This window comes from Aeromicrobium senzhongii, assembly GCF_014334735.1.
In the GTDB taxonomy this organism is placed as follows: domain Bacteria; phylum Actinomycetota; class Actinomycetes; order Propionibacteriales; family Nocardioidaceae; genus Aeromicrobium; species Aeromicrobium senzhongii.
Genome location: NZ_CP060587.1, coordinates 1,072,920 through 1,093,837, shown reverse-complemented (window position 1 = coordinate 1,093,837; position 20,918 = coordinate 1,072,920). Strand labels below are relative to the sequence as shown.

Below are 20,918 nucleotides of genomic sequence, written 5' to 3'. Positions count from 1 at the left end.
ATGCCCCTGTTGAAGCGCGCCAAGCACGCACCGATCGAGCGATTGAGCGCATCGGAGCACAACCAGGCTCCCGTGCCCCTGGTCGACACCTACGACCCGAATCGCAAGTCCACCATCGGGCTCGAGTACATGACGTACGAGGAGCTCGAGGAGTTCGGGCGCGAGCTCGACGCCGTGCGCCAGCGCGTCCTCGACGACCTGGGCCAGAAGGACGCCGACTACATCCGCCGCGTCATCCGCCTGCAGAAGTGGTTCGAGGTCCTGGGCCGCATCGGCATCTTCCTGCCGATCTTCCCGCCGGCCTTCATCGCCGGCGTCGTGTTCCTGTCGCTCTCGAAGATCATCGAGAACATGGAGATCGGGCACAACATCATGCACGGTCAGTACGACTGGATGAACGACCCGATGATCGATGGCAAGCGCTACGAGTGGGACAACGTGGCCCCCGCGCAGGACTGGAAGCACGGCCACAACTTCATCCACCACACGTACACGAACATCCACGGCATGGACCGCGACATCGGCTACGGCCTGCTGCGGATCGACCCCGACCAGCCCTGGTACCCGAACCACCGGTTCAACCTGCCGTTGTCGTTCATGCTGATGCTGTTCTTCGAGTGGGGCGTGATGTACCACGGCATCGAGCTCGACGAGTACCTCGGCGGCAAGATGAGCAAGGAGGAGTTCCAGGCTCGCAAGAAGCGCGCGTACGTCAAGGTCCGCCGCCAGCTGTTCAAGGACTACGTCGTCTACCCGGTCATCGCCTGCGCCGCGATCCCGTTCGTCGGCTGGTGGGCCCCGGTGGCCGTGCTCGGCGCCAACTTCGTCGCCAACCTGGTGCGCAACATCTGGACCTTCCTGGTCATCTTCTGCGGCCACTTCCCGGCCGGTGCCGAGACCTTCCAGGAGGAGGACGCCCAGAACGAGACCCGCGGCCAGTGGTACCTGCGCCAGCTGCTCGGCTCGGCCAACATCTCCGGCTCGAAGCCGTTCCACGTCTTGACGGGCAACCTCAGCCACCAGATCGAGCACCACCTGTTCCCCGACATCCCGGCCCGCCGCTACAGCGAGGTCAAGGTCGACGTGCAGCGTCTCGTCGAGAAGTACGGCCTGCGCTACAACGAAGGCCGGCTGTCCAAGCAGCTCGCGAGCGTCGTGCGTCAGCTGGCGATCTACTCCAAGAAGCCGTCCGACCCGTACAAGGTCGGTCGCTCGCCGGAGTCGAAGGCCCTGCGCCGGGCCAAGCGTGAGGCGATGAAGGCCCACCAGGCCGCCTGAGTCCCACGATCCGGGCAGTGTGCCCTGATCGACACAACACCCGCGAAACGCACCGAGTCCCCCTAGGGATTCGGTGCGTTTCGGCGTGTACGCCGCCGGGCCCAGGGGGGCTCACGCAGGGCTGGTGACCGCTGTTTCCGGAGTGAACACTGACTTGTAACAGGCGGTTGCACTTTCGTAACCTGCGCCCTAAGTTGTGTGGTGTCTGTCACAGCCAACTCTCCCGAGAGCACCTCTCGCGCCCTCAGCGGAGTCGGCCCAACTCCCATAGAAGGACACCCTGTGAAGAAGATGACAACAATCGGAAGGGTCCTGGCGACAGGGGCAGTTGCAGCCCTCAGCGCGGGAACCCTCACAGTGATCACCAGCAGCGCCGCCAACGCCGCTGACCTGGACAGGACCGTCAAGTACATGTGTGTCGTCCGGGCGGGCAGCCTGAACCTGGGCAACCGCGAGGTCGGCGTCCGCGCCCAGACCACGGTCCCCGACACCGTCAGCCCCGGCGACAAGATCCCCCCCACGCCTGTCACCATCACGCTGAACATGCCCGAGGTGCTCCGCAGCTCCACCGTCGACATCGTCGGCGGCGTCGCTGCGTCCGGTGGCTCGACCAACTCCGTGGTCACCCTGACCACGGGCGGCCAGACCCAGACGGTGCCGATCCCCAGCCTCACGTCGCCGCGGCTCGACATCCCGCAGGAAGTGGATGCGCCCTGGACGATCCCCGCCGCCGGCACGGTGCCGGAGATCACGGTCCCGGACTACGCGGTCGACACGATCGCCGTCGGCCTGCCGACCTCGTTCAACGTCACCGCGACCATCTTCACGGCATTCCCCGAACCCGATGATCAGGTCCCGGCCACCCTCGCCTGCACCGTCAAGACCGGCGAGGACCTGACGCTCGGTTCGATCGGCGTCACGCCGGTCGAGGAGCCGACCACGGAGCCGACCACGGAGCCGACCACGGAGCCGACCACGGAGCCGACCACGGAGCCGACGACCGAGCCGACCACGGAGCCGACCACGGAGCCGACGACCGAGCCGACGACCGAGCCGACCACGGAGCCGACGACCGAGCCGACCACGGAGCCGACCACGGAGCCGACGACCGAGCCGACCACGGAGCCGACCACGGAGCCGACGACCGAGCCGACGACCGAGCCGACCACGGAGCCGACGACCGAGCCGACCACGGAGCCGACCACGGAGCCGACCACCGAGCCGACCACGGAGCCGACCACGGAGCCGACGGCCGACGTCATCGACGTGCTCTTCAACCTGAAGGGCAGCACCACGATCAAGGCGGGCAACGGCACCGCGCCGCTGTCGGGCAAGATCGATGCCGACTTCGACCTGGTCAGCAGCACGTTCACCGCTGACCTGACCCTGGACAAGACCAAGGCCAAGCTGAAGGCCCTGGGCTTCCTGCCGGTCGACGCCGACCTGGCGTTCAAGTCGGTCGGCAAGACGACCGGCGGCATCGACACGACCACGGGCATCCTGACCGCCACGGCGAAGACCGACATCTACATCACGTCGGTCAAGTCCTTCGGTCTGAAGATCGGTGGCGGCGACAAGTGCAAGGCGTCGAGCCCCTCGACGATCCCGCTCAAGTCGGTCGGGCGCTTCAGCCCGACCCGGGGCGGCTCGGTGGAGGGTACCTACTCCATCGCCAAGCTCCAGGGTTGTGGCCTGCTGAACGACGTGCTGTCGATCTTCGCGTCCGGTCCGGGCAACAAGATCACCGCCACGCTGGCGACGCCCGCGTCCTGACGCACGGCATGATCAACAACTGAACACCGGGGAGGGTCCCGCCGCTTCTGCGGCGGGGCCCTCCCTCCGTTCCGCACACACCGAAAGGCACACCATGAACAGGACGACCCGGGCCACGTTGGCCCTGGCGGCTCTCGGTCTGGCACTCAGCGGGTGCACGGGCAGCTCCGATGAGGACCCGAAGCCCCAGGCGACGCCGCAGGAGAAGTGGGCCCAGTCGCTGTGCGAGGCGCTGGAGCCGACGACCGCCGCCATCTCGCCCCCGGCCACCGACTCGGCCACCAACACCGCCGAGTCCAAGAAGGAGATCGTCGAGTTCCTGCGCACCCTGCGCGACCGCCTCGACTCGCAGGCCGAGGTCCTGAACGACGCCGGCGCTCCCCCGGAGGTCGACGCCGCCACCTACGAGAAGGCCAAGAAGTCGGTCTCGGACGGCTCACGGATGCTCCAGGGCGTCATCGTGCGCCTGAAGAAGGCCGATCCCAAGAACGCCGAGGAGATGCAGGCCAGCCTGCTGCAGGTCGGCGAGTCCCTGGCGGAGTCCTCGAGCTACGCGGGCCCGCTGGCTGAGCTCAGCGCGAGCAACGCCGAGCTGAAGAAGGCGTTCGAGAGCAACGAGACCTGCACCTCGATCATGAGCTGATCTCGTCCACGCGCGTTCGTGCCCCGGTGCCCTAGCGGTACCGGGGCACGTTCCGTTCGGAGGGCTTCGGCCAGGGGTTGAACGTGCACCCGTTGCGGCCCTTCGACTGCTGCATCATCACCGGCGCCTTCTTGCCCTTGCCACCACACGACGCGTGATTCCAGCCGAGCCAGTGACCGACCTCGTGGTTCACGACCATGTGCCGGTAGCCCAGCAGCGTGGTGCTCCTGGACTTGTTCCAGGCCGGCGAGGCGTGCTTCCAGCGCTCCTGGTTGATGATGACGTGGCGGCCGACCCGGCAGCTCCACGTCGACGAGCACCCGCTGGAGTACGAGGGCACCCGCGAGGCCTGCGAGAGCACGATCGTCATCGAGCCGCCGGACTTGACCCGCTTGAAGGCGATGCCGCCGGCCCGCCAGCCGCGGGGGTCGTCCAGGATCTGCTGGACCTGACGCCGGAAGGCCGGGACGCTCGTGGTCATCTTGCCGTTCGTCTTGACCGAGTACTTCACGGTCTTGCGCACGTCGCGCACGTGCTTGACCGTCCTGCGCGGCGACCGCGGCGCGATGGTGGTGTATCCGGGACGGCTCACCGTCACCCGGACCGCGATCGTGTGCCCGACGTCGCGGACCCGGGGCTTGTAGGAGGCGCGAGTGGCGCCCTTGATCGCCTTGCCATTGCGCAGCCACTGGGTCCGGAACCGCAGGCCGCCGACCGAGTAGCGCCCCACGCTCCGCTGCAGCGTCCGGCCGAAGCGTGCCGTGCCCTTCACCCGGGGGCGCTCCGTCATCACGATGCGCTGGGGCGCGGGCGCCGCGGTCGGGACCACGGCCGGAGGTGGCGTGGTGGGGGCGGGCTCGGCGGAGGCGACCGCGGGAACCGCCGAGAGCAGACCCGCCGTCAGCAGGACGGGGAGCAACCGGGAGAGCATGTGCTCAGGCTAACCCCCGGCCGGCCGCTCCCCCTCGGCTCGAGCCGTCACTCGTAGAAGACGCGCTCGACGACCTGACGCGCACGCCGCGTGATGCGCATGTAGTCGTTCACCATCTCCTCGGTGTGGTCCTGGCCGATGCCCAGCAGATGGGCCAGGCCGGCCCGGTCGGTGGCCGTCTCGACCATCGACTCGGCCGGCTTGGCCCGCCACAGGACGACGCCGTTGCGGATCCGTGCGACGAGGCGCCACGACTCGATGAGCGCCTGCGCGTCCTCGGTCGACAACAGGCCGGCCTCGGCGGCGGCCTCCAGCGCGGCGAGGGTGCGGGTCGTGCGCAGCGCCGGCACGCGATGGGCGTGCTGCATCTGCAGCAGCTGGATCGTCCACTCGACATCGGCCAGTCCACCGCGCCCCAGCTTCAGGTGCGTGTTCGGATTGGCGCCTCGCGGCAGCCGCTCGGAGTCGACCCGCGCCTTGATCCGCCGGATCTCACGCTCCTGGGTGGTCGACAGGCCGTCCTCGGGATAGCGCAGCGGATCGATCAGGGCCGTGAAGCGCTCGCAGAGCTCCGGGTCGCCGACGGCCGCCTCGGCACGCAGCAGAGCCTGCGCCTCCCAGGTGTCGGACCACTTCGCGTAGTAGGCCGCGTAGGCGTCGAAGGTCCGCACGAGCGGGCCGTTCTTGCCCTCGGGCCGCAGTCCGGCGTCGATCTCGAGCGCGGGGTCGGCACCGGCCTCGCCGAGCATCTTGCGAATCAGCTGCGCAACCCACAGGGCGCACGCCTTGGCCTCGTCGACATCGGCGCCCGCGATCGGGTCGTGCACGAACATGACGTCGGCGTCGGAGCCGTAGCCCGCCTCGTGGCCGCCGAGACGCCCCATGAGGATGATCGCGTTGCGCGTCGGCACCGGCCGGTCGTGCTCGATGGACCACGCCAACTCCGCCGTGCGCAATGTGGCGGCGATCGTGGCGGTGTTGATCGAGGTCAGTGCCTCGCCGACCTCGGTGATGTCCAGCCGGCCCAGCACGTCGGACATCGCCACGCGGCACAGCTCGCGGCGCCGGATGCGCCGGATCGCGCGCACCGCGCCCTCGGGGATCGGGTGTCGCCTGGCCGCCAGCGTCATCTCGGTGTCGAGACGTTCCAGCTCGCGCGGGACCAGGGCATCGTCGTCACCGAGCAGCGCCACGGCGTCGGGCGCCCGGCGGATGAGGTCGGTGACGTAGGTGCTGGAGGACAGCATCTGGGCGAACTGCTGGGCGCCGGTGCCCTCGTCGCGCAGCTTGCGCAGGTACCAGGGCGAGTCGCCGAGCTCCTCGGAGATCTGCCGGAAGGCCAGCAGCGCCGCGTCGGGCTGGGGCGACTCGGCGAACCAGCTGAGCATCGCCGGCAGCAGCGAGCGCTGGATCACCGCGCGGCGCGTGACTCCCGAGGACAGGGCACTGATGTGCGCCATGGCGCCGCGGGGATCGCTGAAGCCGAGGGCGGCGAGCCGGTCCTCGGCGGCCTGCGTGCTGAGCCGCAACCGATCCTCGGGCAGCGAGGCGACCGCCTCGAGCAACGGACGGTAGAAGATCTTCTCGTGCAGCCGGCTGACGATCCGCCGGTGCGCCTGCCACTCCTTGACGAGGTTCTCGGCCGGGTTCGTGGTGAATCCCATGCTGCGGCCGATGCGGCGCAGGTCGTCGGGGTCCTCGGGCACGAGGTGTGTGCGCCGCAGGCGGAAGAGCTGCAAGCGGTGTTCGAGTGCGCGCAGGAACTCGTACGACTCCTCCAGCGCCGAACCGTCGCGCCACCCGACGTATCCGCGCTCGGTCAGCGCGCTGAGCGCCTCCAGCGTGTTGGGGCTGCGGATCTGCTCGTCGACGCGACCGTGCACCAGCTGCAGCAGCTGGACCGCGAACTCGACGTCGCGCAGACCGCCGCTGCCGAGCTTGAGCTGACGGTCGCGGTGCGCCGCCGGGATGTTCTCGATGACGCGCCGGCGCATCCGTCGCACCTCGGGCACGAAGTTCTCGCGCTCGGCGGCCTTCCACACCAAGGGCTGCAACGCCGCGAGGTACTCGTCGGCCAGCTCGCGGTCGCCCGCGGCGTACCGGGCCTTGAGCAGCGCCTGGAACTCCCAGGTGACCGCCCACCGGTCGTAGTAGGCGATGTGGCTGGCCAGGGTGCGTGACAACGGACCCTGCTTGCCCTCGGGCCGCAGGTTCGGGTCGACCTCCCAGATGGTGCCCTCGGCGGTGTGCTCACCGCAGATCTTGATGATCGCCGAGGCCAGGCGTGCCGCAACGGCCGTGGCGCGGTGGTCGTCGGCGCCCTCGGTCGGCTCGTGCACGAAGATCACATCCACGTCGCTGACGTAGTTCAGCTCGTGGCCGCCGGTCTTGCCCATCGCGATGACCGCGAGCCGCACCAGGTCGGCCTCGGGCTCGTTGGCCACCGCGATCCGCAGGGCCGCCTCGAGCGTGGCCACCGCCAGGTCCGACAGCTCGGCCGACGACTGCGCGAACGTCGTGTGCGCGTTCAGGTCGCGCGCGGCGATGGCCGCGAGCTCGCGGTGGTACCGCACCCGCAGCGTGTCCGGGTCCGTGGCGTCGGTGAGCCAGTCGCGGTACTCCGGCTCGGTCGCCGGGCGCTCGAGCAGGTTCTCGCCGACGAGGTCCATCACGTACTGGGGGTGGCGCCGCCAGAAGTCGCCGATGGCGCGACTCGTGCCGAGCACCACCATGACCCGCTGACGCAGCACGGGGTCGTCGTCCAGCGCCTCGATGACCCCGCGGCCGTCGTCGGTCTCGGCCAGCGCCACGAGGGACGCCAGCGCGGTGTCGGGATCGGCGACGGCAGAGATCTGGTCGACGAAGTCCACAGAGACCTCGCCCAACCGGGCCAGGTTGGCCCGGGCGGACTCCGGGTCGGCGAACCGCGATCGGGACACGGCGACGCCTAGAGGACCGGCATGAGACGGTCGATCTCGAACTGCGTCACCTGCGAGCGGTAGTCCTGCCACTCGGCTCGCTTGTTGCGCAGGAAGAAGTCGAACACGTGCTCACCGAGCGTCTCGGCGACCAGCTCGCTGGTCTCCATCGTGCGGATCGCCTCGTCGAGGTTGCGCGGCAGCGGCGAGATGCCCATCGCGCGTCGCTCGTTCTCGCTCAGCGACCACACGTCGTCCTCGGCCTCGGGCGGCAGCGGGTAGTCGTTCTCGATGCCCTTGAGGCCCGCGGCCAGGATCAGCGCGTACGCCAGGTACGGGTTGCAGGCCGAGTCGGGGGCGCGCAGCTCGACGCGGGCCGACCCGGACTTGTGCGGCTTGTACATCGGGACCCGCACGAGGGCCGAGCGGTTGTTGTGGCCCCAGCAGACGTAGTTCGGCGCCTCGCCGCCCCACGCCAGACGCTTGTAGGAGTTGACCCACTGGTTCGTCACGGCCGTGATCTCGGGCGTGTGGTGCAAGATGCCGGCGATGAACGCGCGCCCGGTCTTGCTGAGCTGGTACTTGGCGCCGGCCTCGTAGAAGACGTTCTCGTCGCCCTCGAACAGCGAGACGTGCGTGTGCATGCCCGAGCCCGGGTGGTCGGTGAACGGCTTGGGCATGAACGACGCCCACTTGCCCTGACTCAGCGCGACCTCACGCACGATCGTGCGGAACGTCATGATGTTGTCGGCCATCGACAGGGCGTCGGCGTACCGCAGGTCGATCTCCTGCTGGCCGGGACCGCCCTCGTGGTGGCTGAACTCGACCGAGATGCCCATCGCCTCGAGCATCGAGATGACCTCGCGGCGGAAGTCCTGGCTGGCGCCCTGGGCCGTGTGGTCGAAGTAGCCGCTGTCGTCGACCGCGACCGGGCGGGTGCCGGGGTCGGGCTTGTTCTTGAAGACGAAGAACTCGATCTCGGGGTGCGTGTAGAAGGTGAAGCCCGCGTCCGACGCCTTGGCCAGCGCGCGCTTGAGCACGTACCGGGGGTCGGCGTACGAAGGGCTGCCGTCAGGCATCGCGATGTCGCAGAACATCCGCGCGGTCGCCGGGGTCTCGCCGCGCCACGGCAGGATCTGGAACGACGTCGGGTCGGGCTTGGCCAGCATGTCGGCCTCGTGCACCCGGGCGAAGCCCTCGATGGCCGAGCCGTCGAAGCCGATGCCCTCCTCGAACGCGCCCTCGAGCTCGGTCGGGGCGATGGCCACCGACTTCAACGATCCGAGCACGTCGGTGAACCACAGCCGGACGAAGCGGACGTCCCGCTCCTCGATCGCGCGTAGGACGAAGTCCTCCTGCTTACTCATGCGGTCAGTGTAGGGCCCGGTCCCGGTCGCTCGTGGGCGCGGTTTACCACGGTCCCGTGGTAAACCCGCGCCTCCCCAGGGAAGTTTCCCTGGGGAGGCGCCAACTTCCCATGGCACCGTGGTAAACCGTCACCCAGCCCGCCCCACGGGCACGTCCTACGCTGGGTGCCGTGCCTCAACTTCGTCTCGCCCTAGCCCAGGTCAACCCCGTCGTCGGAGACGTCGCCGGCAACCTCGAGATCGTCCTGCAGCAGGCGCGTGAGGCGCACGCTGCCGGGGCGCACGTGCTCGTCACACCCGAGATGGCGCTGACCGGCTATCCGATCGAGGACCTCGCCTACCGTCGCTCCTTCATCGAGCGCTCGCAGGCCGCCGTCGCGTCCCTGAGCGAGCAGCTCGTCCAGGAGGGTCTGCAGGACCTCGTCGTGATCGTCGGCCATCTCGATCGCGCCCGGGACATCCCCGACCGCCTCGGCGTCCCGAAGAACGCACCGGTCAACGCCGCCTCGATCATCCACGACGGCGCGGTCGTCGCCCGCTACGACAAGCACCACCTGCCCAACTACGGCGTCTTCGACGAGTTCCGCCACTTCGTGTCCGGTGAGCGGCTGCAGATCGTCCAGGTGCACGGCGTCGACATCGCGATCGCGATCTGCGAGGACATCTGGCAGGAGGGCCCCTCCCGGGCCGCGAAGGCCGCCGAGGCCGGCCTGCTGGTCGTGCTGAACGGCTCGCCGTACGAGGCCGCCAAGGACGACGAGCGCCTCGAGCTGTGCGCCCGGCGCGCCGTCGAGGGCGAGTGCGCCCTGGCGTACGCCAACCTCGTCGGCGGACAGGACGAGCTGGTCTTCGACGGCGACTCGCTGGTCGTCGACACCCGTGGCGAGCTCGTCGCCCGCGCCGCGCAGTTCCAGACCGAGCTGCTGGTCGTGGACCTCGACCTGCCGGCCGCCACGGCAGCCATGCCGGAGCCGGGCACCCGCTTCGAAGGGCTGCTGGTCGAGCGCACGATCATCAGTCAGGAGCCGCTGCCGGCCTACGAGCCCGCCGCGCCCTCGGTGGCCGAGCGGTGGGACGACCTGGGCGAGCGTTGGCAGGCGATCGTCCTGGGCCTGCGCGACTACGTCGAGAAGAACGGCTTCCGCTCGGTCCTGTTCGGCATGTCCGGCGGCATCGACTCCACCCTCGTCGCGGCCCTCGCCTGCGACGCCCTGGGACCGGACCGCGTCTTCGGCGTCTCCAACCCCAGCGAGTGGTCCACCGAGCACTCGCGCTCCGACGCCGCCGACCAGGCCCAGCGCACCGGCCTGGACCTGCGCACGATCCCGATCGCCCCGATCTTCGACGCCTACCAGGACGCGCTGCACCTCGAGGGCATCGCCGAGGAGAACCTGCAGGCCCGCATCCGCGCCGTCATCTGGATGGGACTGTCGAACGCCGAGAACCATCTGGTGCTGGCGTGCGGCAACAAGTCCGAGCTGGCAACCGGCTACTCGACGATCTACGGCGACGCGGTCGGTGGATACGCCCCGATCAAGGACGTGCCCAAGACGATCGTGTGGGAGCTGGCGAAGTGGCGCAACGCGTGGGCCGAGTCCCGGGGCGAGACGCCCCCGATCCCGCCGAACACGATCTCGAAGGAGCCGTCGGCCGAGCTGCGACCGGGCCAGCGCGACTCCGACAGCCTGCCGCCCTACCCCGTGCTGGACGGGATCCTCGACGCCTACGTCGAGCGCGACCTCAGCTCGGCCGAGGTCGTCGCCGAGGGATTCGACGCCGAGATCGTCGAGAAGGTCGTCACCCTGGTCGACCGGGCGGAGTACAAGCGTCGCCAGTACCCGCCGGGCCCGAAGATCAGCAAGCGCAACTTCGGCCGCGACCGGCGGGTGCCGATCACGAGCCGCTGGCGCGAGCAGCTCTGAGCCGGCGGGCGGAGCTCACTCGTCGCGGACCGACACCAGGACGCGGATCTCGCCGTCGCCCTCGTCGGTCAGCAGCGGGTAGGTGAACGTCTCGTCGGCCGGCTCCTGCGGATCGGCCCAGCCGGTGTCGCCCGCGCGCTCCTCGAATCGCACCACGACCCGCTGGCCGTCGATGTCGCGCGGCCGGCGGTGGTCGTCGTCGGCGGACTTGGGCCACCAGGACTCGTAGTAGACGTCACGTCCTTCGACGATGAGCTCGTGGGACACCGCCGGTCCGACGCTGCCCCAGGCCGTGAAGCCCATGCCCTCGAGCTGGACCGGCAGGTCGGCGTACGGCCACTTCTGCAGGACGGGCACCAGTTCGTCGAGCACGAGCCGGGCCTGCTCGGTGTTGACCTCGTTGCCCGCCTCGACGAAGGTCCGGACCGAGGCCCAGCCACTGGTGGCCCCCACCGCCGGCAGGACCAGCGCAGCCGCCGCGGCGAAGCGGCCCCACTGCTGCAGGCGCGCAGGCGTCTCGCCGCGCTCCTGCAGCGTCAGCCGGGCGCGGTGGAAGCCCCACAGCGCGACCGCGGCCGTGAAGAACACGGGCCCGGCCATCGTGAAGTCCAGGTAGACGATGCGCAGGTCGCCTCCGGTGCGCGTCCCGGCCCAGAAGCACGCGACGAGGGCGAAGAGCCCCACGACGACGGCGCTGGTCGCGGCGTCGACGTCCGGATCGATCCGGCGACGGAGACGGCGGTCGCGCCACCGCCACGCCACGGCCAGGACGGCGACCGCCAGCAGCACGAGGGCGGGCCAGGTGGCCTCGCCCGCGTCACGCCACCGGCGTGTCCACGGGAACATCATCTGGCTGAGGTGGACCCATGCCTGGCCCCGCGCCGTGTCCTCGGTCTTCTCGGCGGTGGTCAGCGCCAGGATCTCGCCGATGTTGTTGGGTGAATAGGTCACCACCTCGATCATCGGACCCGCCCAGCACACGAGTGTCACCATCAGGGTCTTGCTGACAGCGCCCGGTGCGCTGCGGTAGCCGCGCCACCACCGCCGGAGGGTCAGCGCGAGCATCCACACGCCCAGCAGGCCCACGACCGGCGTGACGCCCAGGTGCGCCTGGCCCGTCCAGCTGACGCACACCATGAACAACGGCCACAGCCCTCGGTGACCCAACAGCATCCGCCAGGCGACCGCGAGGCTCGCCAGCAGGCCGAAGACGGTCGGCCACGGGTTCCACGGCAGCACCAGCACCGAGCCGAACAGTCCGTAGAGCGTGATCGTGGCACCGGCCATGACGAGCAGCCCGGGCCGGCCGGCGGCACGGTAGCCCGACCACAGCGTGACGCCGACGAACGCCGCCAGCACGAGGGCGCAGCCGAGCAGCAGGCCCCACACGTGCCAGCTGGAGAGCAGGTACGGCAGGCCGATCACGTAGAACTCCAGCGGCCCGGGGTGGTACGCGAACACCCCGTCGACCGTCTGGTCGCTGGTCGAGCGCATGCCGACCAGGGGCCAGTGTCCGGTCCACGCGTCGTGGGCCCGGATGGCGATCATCGCGTCGTCACCCTGGGGCAGCCAGCCCTCGCCGAGGCGCGAGACGAACCACCAGGCGATCGGCAGCAGCAGGACGGCGAAGACCGTCCAGAACCAGAGATGTTCTCGTACGGCGAGGCGGCGGCCGATCCGGGTGCGGATCGAGGCGGGCGAGGTCGGCACGGGTTCCTTGCGCGGGACGGGGTCGAGGACCTCGGCAGTCTACGGGCCGTTCGCGACACGTGCCGGGGACTACTGTGATCGCCATGACTGAAGAGCCCGCACCCTACGGTTCCCGTCCGACGACCTCGCCCGACGTGCGCAAGGTCCGCACCCACCACCTCGCGAAGTGGAAGTCCGAGGGCCACAAGTGGGTGATGCTCACCAGCTACGACCAGTACACCGCGCAGATCTTCGACGAGGCCGGTGTCCCGGTCGTGTTCATCGGCGACTCCGCCGCCAACAACGTGTACGGCTACGAGTCGTCCCTGCCGATCACGGTGGACGAGATGCTCGCCCTCACGAAGGGCGTCACGCGCTCGGTCCGGCGCGCCTTGGTCGTCGCCGACCTGCCCTTCGGCTCCTACCAGCGCTCGCCCGAGCAGGCCTACGACACCGGCGTCCGGTTCATGAAGGAGGGTCTGGCGCACGCGGTCAAGCTCGAGGGCGGCGCCGAGATGGCCCCCCAGATCCGCAAGCTCACCGAGGGCGGCATCCCGGTGATGGCGCACATCGGCTTCACGCCCCAGTCCGAGCACAACCTCGGCGGCTACCGGGTCCAGGGTCGCGGCGACGCCCGCCAGAAGCTCATCGACGACGCCCTGGCCGTCCAGGACGCCGGAGCCTTCAGCGTCGTGATGGAGATGGTCCCGGCGCCTGTCGCCGCCGAGATCACCGCCACGCTGCACATCCCCACGATCGGCATCGGCGCCGGCGCGGACTGTGACGCCCAGGTGCTGGTGTGGCAGGACATGCTGGGCCTGCGGTCGGGCAAGGCGCCGCGCTTCGTCAAGCAGTACGCCGATCTGCGCGGCATCATCGCCGGCGCCGTCGACCAGTTCCAGAGCGAGGTCGCCGACGGGACCTTCCCCGGCCCCGAGCACGTCTTCGAGAGCTGAGCCGCCCTCACCCCGCCGGGGTCAGGACCAGGTCGACGTAACGGTCGCCGCCGGGCGCGGGAGCCTCCGGCCGCTCGGGCAGTTCGACCCGCTCGACCACGGCCCCCTCCGGTGCCGGCTGGGGCCGATCCGCGTAGCTGTCGACGAGCAGCGTGCGGTGAGGGGCGTCCAGGTGGCGCGGGTGACGGAAGTCGTCCTCGCGCTGCCCGTCGACCCGGGGCTCGAAGTAGACCTCGCGCCCGCCGGCTACGAGTGCGGCATAGACCGCTGGAGCGATGTCGGCCCAGGCGGTACTCCCGGTCGACCGGATCACGACCGGCCCGTCGATCCCCCGCGCCACCTGGCGGGCGCGCTCGACCACGACCGCCGCACGATCGGCGTCCGCGCCGATGAGCCGCTCGAACGGTCGAGGGACCAGCAGCAGACCGAGGGCCACCACGGCGACGAGGACGCCGGCGGCTGCCCGGGCGTGCCGGGACCGGCTCCACCAGCCCACGACGGGCCACGTCAGCAGGATCAGCACGGCCGGCAGCCCGATGGCGATGTAGCCGGCCCGTCCACCGCCGGCGCGGGTCGCCGACAGCAGCAGGACGGCCGTGACGATGGCAACCCAGGGGACCACGACCGATGGCCTCCCCGAGGCCACTCCCCCGCCATGCCGATGGAGCCACCACAACAGCGCGCCGGCCCCCGCCAGCACGACGACCGAGAGGACGGGCGCGCCGTCCCCGGCGCCGGCGACCCGCAGCAACAGCTCCAGGTTGTGCGGACGACGCGTCGCGACGTCCGCGAGCGGGGCGACCCAGCAGACGAGACCCAGGACGGCGGTCAGGATGACGGTGCCTCGGCTCATCTGCAGCAGGCCGGCACGCCACAGCACGACCGAGGCGACCAGTGCCACCACCCCCAGCACGACCGCCACGGGCGCGACGGCGAGGTGGGACTGCGCGGCCAGGGAGAGCGTCACGATGAAGACGGGCCACCACCGTCCGCGGCCGACGAGGATCGCCCAACCGGACGCGACGGCCGCCGTGAACGCGACCATGGCGACCCACGGGTTCCACGGGGTGACGAGGCCCGCGCCCACCACCGGGAGCGCGACCGCCTGTGCGACGGCGACCGCGATCGCCCCGCGCCGGCCGCCGGCGGCGTTCGCGGCGGCCAGTGCCAGCGCCAGCAGGGTCGCGATCAGGACGAACGACCCCACGACGAGGGCCCACGGCGCGTGACCGGTCAGGGCGTACAGCGGCGCCAGCAGCTGGAACTGCAGCGGCCCCGGGTGGTGGGCGTGGACGCCTTCCACGGCCAGCCCGCTCGTGGAGGGCATGCCGAGCAGTGGGGTGTGCGACCCGAACACGTCGTGGACCCGCACGGCAGCCACCGCGGTGTCACCGTGCGGGACCCACCCACCTGCGACGAGCTGCACGGTCCACCACGCCAGCGGCAGCACCAGGAGGATCCAGGCGATCAGCCAGGGCCGGGACCGAAGGTCGTCGCGCAGCGTCACTCAGGCGTGCCCGACTCGGGCACGTCGTCGTTCCACGTCGGGTCCTCGTCCCACGCCTTCGTCTTCTCGCGGGCGATCTCCAGCGCGCGCGACGCCTCGTCCTCGGTCTCGTACGGCCCCATGCGGTCGGCGGCCTTGCAACCGTGATCGCCTTCGACGGCATGGTGCTTCAAGCAGTAGTAGTAGGCCATGGGCACATCGTGCCCGATCGAGGCGCGGCGCGCGCTGGGACCTCAGCCTTCGGGGACCCAGCTCATCTCGTCAGGGTCCGCGCCGATCCGGCGGCCGGCGTCCAAGGCCGAGATGGCGCCCATGTCGGCGTCGGAGAGCTCGAAGTCGAACAGGTCGAAGTTCTGCTTCAGCCGCTCGACCGACGAGGCCTTCGGGAACACGATGTCGCCGCGCTGCAGGTGCCAGCGCAGGACGACCTGCGAGACGCTGCGGCCGGTGCTGCGCGCGATCGCCTCCAGCGCCGCGTCGTCGAACACCTGGCCCTGGGCCAGCGGGGACCAGGCCTCGGTGGCGATGCCGAGCTCGCTGTTCACGGCGCGCAGCTCGTCCTGGGTGAAGTACGGGTGAATCTCGATCTGGTTGACCGCGGGGACGACCGTGGCCTCCTGGACGACGCGACGCAGGTGCGACGGCTGGAAGTTCGAGACGCCGATCGCGCGGGCCTTGCCGGCCGCGTAGGCCTCCTCCATGGCGCGCCACGTGTCGACGAAGTCGATGTCGATCATGGGCAGCGGCCAGTGGATGAGGAACAGGTCGACGCGCTCGAGACCGAGCTTCTCCAGCGACTCGTCCAGCGCCGGGCCGACGCGCTCGGGATCGTGCCGGTTGTTGTTCAGCTTCGTCGTGACGAAGACCTCGTCACGGGGCAGACCGGAGGCCGCGATCGCCGCGCCGACGCCCTCCTCGTTGCCGTACATCTGAGCGGTGTCGATGTGCCGGTAGCCGATGTCCAACGCCTCGGCCACGCGGTCCTGCGCCGTCTCCGGCGGCACCTGCCAGGTCCCGTAGCCGAACTGGGGGATCTGGACGCCGTTGTTCAAGGTGAGAGTGGGAACCGTCATGTGCCCCACGCTAACCGGGGGTCGCCGGGCTCGCGTCCCGGGAACTTCCGGACAGCGACGCGGCGCCATGACATCGTGCCGTCATGCCTCGCTTGATCCCGTCCGCACCACAGTTCACGACCGCCTCCGAGCAGGAGGTCTGGACGCGGCTGCGGGACGGACTCGGCCCCGATGACGTCCTGATCGCCAACCTGCGACTCACGGACGAGACGAAGGACCACGAGGCCGACCTGGTCGTGCTGATGCCGGACGTCGGGATCGTGGTCGTCGAGGTCAAGGGCGGGAGCGTGTGGCACGACGGCGACCGCTGGCTCATCAGCCGCAACGGACGTCCCACGGTCATCCACCCCGTCGACCAGGTGCGCGGCACCAAGTACGCCATCCGGAACTACGTGGGCCACGACGAGCGGTGGAGCCGGCGCAACCACGTCGCCTGGGGCCACGCGGTCGTCACCCCGTACTCCGCCTTCGATGACGAGTTCGACCTGCCCGAGTGTCCCCGCTGGATGCTGCACGACCGGGACGACCAGCACGACCTCGTGACGCGCCTGCGCGACAACGCGGCCCGGCAGCAGCACGGCAAGCTCCCGCCGACGGCGGATGAGGTGGACCTGATCGTCGAGATCCTGACGGGGCGCCTCACCACGAGGTACGACATCAACGCCGACTCCGACGAGCGCGCCGCCGCCGCGGACCGCCTCACGCAGGAGCAGTCCGCGATCCTCGGGGTCACCCGACTGCTGCACCGGGTCGAGGTGCGCGGCGGGGCCGGCAGCGGAAAGACGGTCCTGGCGCTGCAGCAGGCCAAGCAGCTGACCAAGGGCCGCAGCGGTCAGCGGCCCCAGCGCGTGGCGATGCTCTGCTACTCCCTGGGCCTGGCCGAGTACCTCAAGCGCGAGGTCCAGTCGTGGAACCGCAAGGAGCGGCCGGCGTTCGTGGGCACTTTCCACGAGTTCGGCAGGCAGTGGGGCGCCCCGGACGGCGACCGGACGGACAGCGACTTCTGGGAGCGCCGGCTGCCCGCGCTCATGTCGGACCTGGCCGACGACCTTCCCCAGAGCAAGAAGTACGACGCCGTCATCGTCGACGAGGCCCAGGACTTCGCCGACGACTGGTGGCAGCCCGTCCTGAAGTCCCTGCGCGACGAGAACGAGAGCGGCCTCTTCGTGTACTCCGACGAGAACCAGCGGATCTTCGCCCGCTTCGGCCGCCCGCCGGTGCACCTGGTCCCCCTCGTGCTCGACCACAACCTGCGCAACACGCGCCAGATCCACGAGACCTTCGGTCCCCTGGCCCCCTCGCGCATGTACGCCCGCGGTGGCGAGGGTCCGGGCGTGCGCTTCCTGCCCGCCGAGGCGGGCGACGCGCTGGCGGTCGCCGACGACGCGATCGACGCGCTCCTCGACGAGGGGTGGAAGGCGGGCAACGTCTGCCTGCTGACCACCGGAAGGCGCCACCCCATCCAGGTGGAGCGCACCGATTTCCACGACCAGAGCGGCTACTGGGAGACGTTCTTCGACGACGACGACGTCTTCTACGGGCACGTGCTGGGGTGCAAGGGCCTCGAGCGGCGTGCCGTCGTGCTGTGCGTCAACGAGTCGAGCGTCCAGGAGCGCTCCCGGGAGCGGCTGTATGTGGGGATGTCGCGCGCCACGGACGAGCTGATCGTGGTCGGCGATCCCAAGGTGATCCGGGACATGGGCGGCCTCGAGGTGGCCAAGCGCCTGGGCATCGAGTGAGGCGCGCCCCGGCGCTGGGCCGGGGCGCGAATGAGTCGGCCTGTAAGCCGGATTCTGTCCTGCCGGAGCAGGGGCGGCCATCCATCTGGGATGCCCATTGCTGGACACCTCGGTGCGACCTACCTGCCACACGTCGGACGAGCAGCCCTGTGGCACGGCCCCGCGAGGGGCCAACTTGGTCTTGCTCCCGGTGGGGTTTACCTAGCCACGGCGTTCGCCCACCTGCTGGCTGCCGTCGACCTCCTCGTCGGGCCGGTGACCGAGGTCGCCGTGGTCGGCGAGCGGCCCGACCTGGTCGGCGTCGTGCAGCAGGCGTCCCGCCCGCGGACCGTGCTGGCGTGGGGCGAGCCGGGGGCCGCGCCTACGTGTGCGAGGCGTTCGCCTGCCGCCAGTCGGTCACCGAGCCGGCGGCGCTGGCGGCCCAGCTCGAAATCAGGTGATCCCGGCGGCCACCACCGCCTGCGTGACCCGGTCGTCGGCCGAGCTCAGCGGGGCCTCCACGTTGACCCACGGGTCGCCCCCGAAGTGACGGGTGAAGATCTTCTCCGCCGTGCGGGTGGCGAGAGCCTGGGTGGTCAGCGTCGGGTTCACGCCGCCGACGCTGTTGGGGAGCGCCGAGTTGTCGGCGATGAACAGGTTCCGCACCGCCCGGGCCTCGCCGTCGGCGTTCAGCACGGAGTCGGAGGCGCGGTGGCCCATCCGCATCGACGACTGCGTGTGCAGCATCAGCGGCGCCATGTCGATGCGGATGACCTTGCGGGCGCCGGCGGCCCGCATGATCTCCACCGCCTTGGCCGCCAACCACTCGCGGTTGCGCAGCGTCCGGGCCGAGCGGACCCGCTTGTACATGCGGGCCTTGGGCATCGGACCGTTGCGGTCGGGCGGCAGCGGCGAGCGAAGCACCCGGTTCTTCGCCTCGACGTCGTCGTCGGTGAGGATGAGCATGTTCAACAACTTGTTGTTGTCGCGCATGGTGTCCTTCAGCTCGAGCCCGAGGGGACGGCCGGTCTTCCCGTCCCACGGCCCCGTGACCCCACGGCCGTTGCCGTAGGCGCCGCGGACGCCGCTGTCGCTCAGCAGCATGCTGAGCACCTGGGTCGCCGGACCGAGGCCGACGTTCTCGATGGCCCCGCGGCCGGGGAAGTCGGCCCGGCACGCCGAGTCCTGGCCCTTGTCCTGGTCGGTGTCCTCGTCGAAGATCCCGGTCACCCAGTCGAGGGCGTGGTCGGTGAGGCCCCGGCCCACCCAGCCGTTCGGGTTCGGCAGGCCGCTGTTCAGCCACAGCCGGGGGTTCTCCACGACGCTGCCGGCCATGACCACGACCTTGGCGTCGACCCGGGTGACCGCACCGGTCCTGGTGTCGCGCCAGGTGACGCCGACGGCCTGCGGGGCGCCGAGCAACGTCGTGCGCGTGTGGATCTTCGTCACGAACGCGTCGCTCACCAGCGTCACGGCGCGTCCGCCCGGCGCCCACCGGTCGGCGGTCAGGGCCATGGGCACGTAGCTGTTGTCGGTCGAGCGCTTGGCTTTGAGGTTGCGCGGTGCCTGCCTCGGCAGGTTGCAGCCCTGCAGGCAGCCCCCGCACATGGTGCAGCCCTGGGCCTGGGGGTACGTGAGCAGCGCCGGGTCGGTGGTGCGGCCGGCGGTGCCCTCGGGCTGCAGGATGGCGTTCTCCTGCGGGCGGTAGGAGTCGTGGGTGGTGTCGCGCTGACGGAGCACCGGTAGGCCGATCCGCTCGCACCCCCGGAAGAAGATCTCCTCCTTCGTACCCATCGGCGCCGTCAGGATCGGGAGGGTGTCCTCGACCCACTCCAGGTACGGCCGGAACTCCTCGTAGGTGAAGGGGAAGCGGTGCGCCGTGTCGTAGGCGCCGGCGTCGGGGCCGGCGTACCCGGCGAAGACGCCCGGTGGCGTCCGCGGGCTGTTGCCGAAGTAGTGCGCGGTCGTGCCGCCGACGCCGGCCACGTGGAAGACCTGGGAGTTCTGCGGGTGGTCACGCTGCCACCACGGCATCTCCCGGTCGTCAGCGCCGAAGCGGAGGTAGCCCCAGAGCGGGTTGTTGGCGTCGTCCTCGAGGCGTGTCCACTTGGCTTCGATGTTCGCGTTGCGGCTCCCCCCTTCGAGGAGCAGGACGTCGAGCCCGCGCTGGGCGAGCTCCTTGGCGACGACGGGCCCGCCACCGCCCGCTCCGATCACGATGACGTCAGGCATCGACGCTCGACCTCCCCTGGTAGTAGCCCTGGAACTCGTCCCAGCCGTCGACCGGCCACAGGCGGCCGGGCAGGTGGTTCGACAGGTCCCAGCCGATCGGTCGATCCACCAGCCGCCGGGCGGCACGGTCGTACACGAGCGTCTCGCTGTAACCGAAGAACCCGGCGAGCATCGGCGCCACGCCGGACGCGTACTCGATGATCCCGCCGAGCGTCTCGTTCAGCTCGAGGAGCCGACCCACGACCGGCGCCTCCATGGCGGGGTACCGCGGCTTGAGCAGCCGGGGGACGTCCTGCTCGAGTCGGCGCCACGTCTCGGCCTTCTCGGCCCAGCTGAGGCGGGCGAACGGCGCCGCGTGCGGGCCCGCTGCGCTCGACGGGCGGACCGAGACGGCCACGGCGTTGACCAGCGCCACGATGACCGGCGCCAGCGGGACGGCGCCCTCCTGCTCGATCGCCGAGCCGATCCGCTCGCAGGCGGCGACGTCGTCGGGCAGCTCGACCAGCTGGAAGAGGTCGGCGAGCCGGTCGAGCAGCAGCGTGATCGCCGTGGGGTCGAGCAGCACCTGGTTGAAGGCCATGGTGAGGAACTGCGGTGCGCCGGCGGCCACGGCTCCCGGGCGGGGATCGGTGACGCCCTGGGTCGCGGAGTAGGCGTCGTCACCCGGCAGCACCCAGGCGGCGAGCCCGGCCATCGTGTCGTAGGTCGGCCGGCTCATGCAGTACGTCGGCCCCGTCCCTCCCGGGGCGACGTGGTCGGCGAGCAGCGCGGCGTCGGCGGGCGCCACCCGCCAGAGCGACGACGGCGCCAGGCCTGCCACCACGGCGGCGCCGAGGCCGAGCAGCAGGCGCCTTCGTTCGAGCCCGTGCGACGAGAGCGGTTCTTCCACGGCGGTCCCCTACTCGGATCGA

General features: G+C 70.4%; 15 protein-coding genes. 6 read left to right on the top strand and 9 right to left on the bottom strand.

What is annotated here, in order from left to right; genetic code table 11:
• The 3 genes from H9L21_RS05550 to H9L21_RS05540 all read left to right on the top strand — a co-directional run bounded on the left by H9L21_RS05550 (position 1) and on the right by H9L21_RS05540 (position 3,694).
• Positions 1-1,278, top strand: a complete 1,278-nt coding sequence (locus H9L21_RS05550; RefSeq protein WP_154595341.1) for a fatty acid desaturase family protein — start codon at positions 1-3, stop codon at positions 1,276-1,278.
• 357 nt (positions 1,279-1,635) lie between these two features.
• Positions 1,636-3,051 (top strand): DUF6801 domain-containing protein, encoded by a 1,416-nt coding sequence (locus H9L21_RS05545; protein ID WP_187411825.1) that lies wholly within the window; start codon positions 1,636-1,638, stop codon positions 3,049-3,051.
• A 94-nt stretch (positions 3,052-3,145) separates the two neighbouring features.
• Positions 3,146-3,694 (top strand): hypothetical protein, encoded by a 549-nt coding sequence (locus H9L21_RS05540; protein WP_154595343.1) that lies wholly within the window; start codon positions 3,146-3,148, stop codon positions 3,692-3,694.
• 31 nt (positions 3,695-3,725) lie between these two features.
• Here H9L21_RS05540 and H9L21_RS05535 read toward each other — a convergent pair whose 3' ends face one another.
• The 3 genes from H9L21_RS05535 to H9L21_RS05525 are packed head-to-tail and all read right to left on the bottom strand — an operon-like array spanning position 3,726 to position 8,910.
• The gene (locus H9L21_RS05535) at positions 3,726-4,625 is read right to left on the bottom strand and encodes a DUF3152 domain-containing protein (RefSeq protein ID WP_154595344.1); all 900 of its coding nucleotides are present in this window, start codon (positions 4,623-4,625) and stop codon (positions 3,726-3,728) included.
• A gap of 47 nt (positions 4,626-4,672) precedes the next feature.
• Positions 4,673-7,564, bottom strand: coding sequence for a bifunctional [glutamine synthetase] adenylyltransferase/[glutamine synthetase]-adenylyl-L-tyrosine phosphorylase (locus tag H9L21_RS05530; protein WP_255467350.1), 2,892 nt, complete (start codon positions 7,562-7,564; stop codon positions 4,673-4,675).
• Between the two features lie 8 nt (positions 7,565-7,572).
• Positions 7,573-8,910: a glutamine synthetase family protein gene (locus tag H9L21_RS05525; RefSeq protein ID WP_154595345.1), complete on the bottom strand. Its 1,338-nt coding sequence runs from the start codon at positions 8,908-8,910 to the stop codon at positions 7,573-7,575.
• A gap of 170 nt (positions 8,911-9,080) precedes the next feature.
• Between H9L21_RS05525 and H9L21_RS05520 the strand changes: the two genes are divergently transcribed.
• Positions 9,081-10,832: an NAD+ synthase gene (locus H9L21_RS05520; RefSeq protein ID WP_187411823.1), complete on the top strand. Its 1,752-nt coding sequence runs from the start codon at positions 9,081-9,083 to the stop codon at positions 10,830-10,832.
• 15 nt (positions 10,833-10,847) lie between these two features.
• Here H9L21_RS05520 and H9L21_RS05515 read toward each other — a convergent pair whose 3' ends face one another.
• A complete protein-coding gene (locus H9L21_RS05515; RefSeq protein WP_154595347.1) occupies positions 10,848-12,542 on the bottom strand; it encodes a hypothetical protein in 1,695 nt (564 codons plus the stop codon).
• A gap of 83 nt (positions 12,543-12,625) precedes the next feature.
• On the opposite strand from H9L21_RS05515, the gene panB reads away from it, so the two are divergent.
• Complete coding sequence (gene panB / locus H9L21_RS05510) at positions 12,626-13,477, top strand: 3-methyl-2-oxobutanoate hydroxymethyltransferase (protein WP_154595348.1); 852 nt, start codon at positions 12,626-12,628, stop codon at positions 13,475-13,477.
• A 7-nt stretch (positions 13,478-13,484) separates the two neighbouring features.
• Here the strand turns inward: panB and H9L21_RS05505 are convergent, their stop codons facing one another.
• Genes H9L21_RS05505 through H9L21_RS05495 form a run of 3 tightly spaced genes read right to left on the bottom strand, consistent with a single transcriptional unit; the run spans position 13,485 to position 16,057 of the window.
• Complete coding sequence (locus H9L21_RS05505) at positions 13,485-14,984, bottom strand: hypothetical protein (RefSeq protein ID WP_154595349.1); 1,500 nt, start codon at positions 14,982-14,984, stop codon at positions 13,485-13,487.
• Positions 14,981-15,175, bottom strand: coding sequence for a hypothetical protein (locus H9L21_RS05500; RefSeq protein ID WP_154595350.1), 195 nt, complete (start codon positions 15,173-15,175; stop codon positions 14,981-14,983). Before H9L21_RS05500 ends, H9L21_RS05505 begins: the two co-directional genes overlap by 4 nt.
• Positions 15,176-15,217: 42 nt before the next feature.
• The gene (locus tag H9L21_RS05495) at positions 15,218-16,057 is read right to left on the bottom strand and encodes an aldo/keto reductase (RefSeq protein ID WP_154595351.1); all 840 of its coding nucleotides are present in this window, start codon (positions 16,055-16,057) and stop codon (positions 15,218-15,220) included.
• Positions 16,058-16,140: 83 nt separating this feature from the next.
• Here H9L21_RS05495 and H9L21_RS05490 point away from each other — a divergent pair, with 83 nt between their 5' ends.
• On the top strand, positions 16,141-17,796 hold the full coding sequence (locus tag H9L21_RS05490; protein WP_154595352.1) for a nuclease-related domain-containing DEAD/DEAH box helicase: 1,656 nt from the start codon (positions 16,141-16,143) through the stop codon (positions 17,794-17,796).
• 432 nt (positions 17,797-18,228) lie between these two features.
• Here H9L21_RS05490 and H9L21_RS05485 read toward each other — a convergent pair whose 3' ends face one another.
• Together H9L21_RS05485 and H9L21_RS05480 are read right to left on the bottom strand one after the other, a co-directional pair.
• Positions 18,229-20,007 (bottom strand): GMC family oxidoreductase N-terminal domain-containing protein, encoded by a 1,779-nt coding sequence (locus H9L21_RS05485; RefSeq protein WP_154595353.1) that lies wholly within the window; start codon positions 20,005-20,007, stop codon positions 18,229-18,231.
• Positions 20,000-20,896: a hypothetical protein gene (locus H9L21_RS05480; protein WP_154595354.1), complete on the bottom strand. Its 897-nt coding sequence runs from the start codon at positions 20,894-20,896 to the stop codon at positions 20,000-20,002. Before H9L21_RS05480 ends, H9L21_RS05485 begins: the two co-directional genes overlap by 8 nt.
• Positions 20,897-20,918 lie beyond the last annotated feature (22 nt).

Bases quoted from the DNA above. Each gene is read 5' to 3' on its own strand.
- H9L21_RS05540 (WP_154595343.1), top strand. From the start codon at position 3,146: ATGAACAGGACGACCCGGGCCACGTTGGCCCTGGCGGCTCTCGGTCTG.
- H9L21_RS05485 (WP_154595353.1), bottom strand. From the start codon at position 20,007: ATGCCTGACGTCATCGTGATCGGAGCGGGCGGTGGCGGGCCCGTCGTC.
- H9L21_RS05495 (WP_154595351.1), bottom strand. From the start codon at position 16,057: ATGACGGTTCCCACTCTCACCTTGAACAACGGCGTCCAGATCCCCCAG.
- H9L21_RS05500 (WP_154595350.1), bottom strand. From the start codon at position 15,175: ATGGCCTACTACTACTGCTTGAAGCACCATGCCGTCGAAGGCGATCAC.
- H9L21_RS05490 (WP_154595352.1), top strand. From the start codon at position 16,141: ATGCCTCGCTTGATCCCGTCCGCACCACAGTTCACGACCGCCTCCGAG.
- H9L21_RS05550 (WP_154595341.1), top strand. From the start codon at position 1: ATGCCCCTGTTGAAGCGCGCCAAGCACGCACCGATCGAGCGATTGAGC.
- H9L21_RS05535 (WP_154595344.1), bottom strand. From the start codon at position 4,625: ATGCTCTCCCGGTTGCTCCCCGTCCTGCTGACGGCGGGTCTGCTCTCG.
- panB (WP_154595348.1), top strand. From the start codon at position 12,626: ATGACTGAAGAGCCCGCACCCTACGGTTCCCGTCCGACGACCTCGCCC.
- H9L21_RS05525 (WP_154595345.1), bottom strand. From the start codon at position 8,910: ATGAGTAAGCAGGAGGACTTCGTCCTACGCGCGATCGAGGAGCGGGAC.